Origin of the sequence: Mesorhizobium sp. M2A.F.Ca.ET.039.01.1.1, from assembly GCF_003998035.1 — a bacterium.
Lineage (GTDB): Bacteria > Pseudomonadota > Alphaproteobacteria > Rhizobiales > Rhizobiaceae > Mesorhizobium.
Map to the genome: position 1 here is coordinate 1 of NZ_RZRY01001219.1, position 1138 is coordinate 1138.

Below are 1138 nucleotides of genomic sequence, written 5' to 3' on the forward strand. Positions count from 1 at the left end.
TGCATGTACTCGTAGGCCTGCACCATGGTGAACAGCATGCCGAGGCCGACGGTCAGCACAAGGCCGTTGACCAGGCCCTTGCGGTCGCCATGCAGCAGCGCGTGGTGCGCCCAGGTCACCGTCGTGCCCGACAGGAGCAGGATGATGGTGTTGTAAAGCGGCAGGTGGAAGGGGTCGAGGACTTCCATGCCCTTCGGCGGCCAAACGCCGCCGGTGAAGGCGGTGCGGGCATACTGGTTTGCCTCGCCGGGAAAGAGACTGGCGTCGAAGAAGGCCCAGAACCAGGCGACGAAGAACATCACCTCGGAAGCGATGAACATGATCATGCCGTAGCGCAGATGCAGCGACACGACGCGCGTGTGGTAGCCTTCATGCGCTTCCTTGATGGTGTCCGACCACCAGGCGAACATCGTGTAGAGCACGATGATCATGCCGATGAAGAACAGCCACGGATTGGCGATGTTGTGACCGAAGACCGGGAAGTTGCCGCCCTTCAGATACTGCATCAGGCAGACGCCGCCGATGGCGGTGACCAGCGCGCCGACCGAACCCAGGAAGGGCCAGGGGCTCGGGTTGACGAGATGGTAGTCGTGGTGTGGTTTTGCGTGCGCGTCTGCCATATCAACCCCCGAGGCTTGCTTCGGAATCTGGAATTTTGTTGCTGCTGCCAGCGGCCGGCGCCGACGAAGCGACCGGCTGTTTCTTTTCGACCGGGAACATCGTGTAGGACAGGGTAATGGTCTTCAAGTCCTTGAGTTCCGGCACGTTGACGATGTCTGGATCGACATAGAACACGACCGGCATGTCCAGCGTCTCGCCGGGCTTCAGCGTCGTGTCGGTGAAGCAGAAGCACTCCACCTTGTTGAAGTAGGCGCCGGCCATTTCCGGCTGCACGTTGAACGAGGCGCGGCCGGTGATGGGGCGGTCGAACTTGTTGGTGGCGCTGTAATGCGCCTGCGTCGTCTCGCCGATCTTGATCGTTACCGAACGGGCGACGGGCTCGAACTGCCACGGAATGCCGTTGGTGTTGGCGTCGAAGCGGATGGTGATGTCGCGGTCGAGCACGCGGCCGGCATATTGCTTCTCGGCGCGTTGCGTGGTGCCGCCATAGCCCGTGACCTGGCAGAACATCTTGTAG

General features: G+C 61.5%; 2 protein-coding genes. Both read right to left on the reverse strand.

The window, feature by feature from the left end; genetic code table 11:
* A partial coding sequence (locus tag EOA24_RS38765) for a cytochrome c oxidase subunit 3 (RefSeq protein WP_133374947.1) occupies positions 1–620 on the reverse strand: 620 nt, incomplete at its 3' end.
* A 1-nt stretch (position 621) separates the two neighbouring features.
* Positions 622–1138: cytochrome c oxidase assembly protein (locus EOA24_RS38770; protein WP_127410869.1), on the reverse strand; the 517-nt coding region annotated here is incomplete at its 5' end.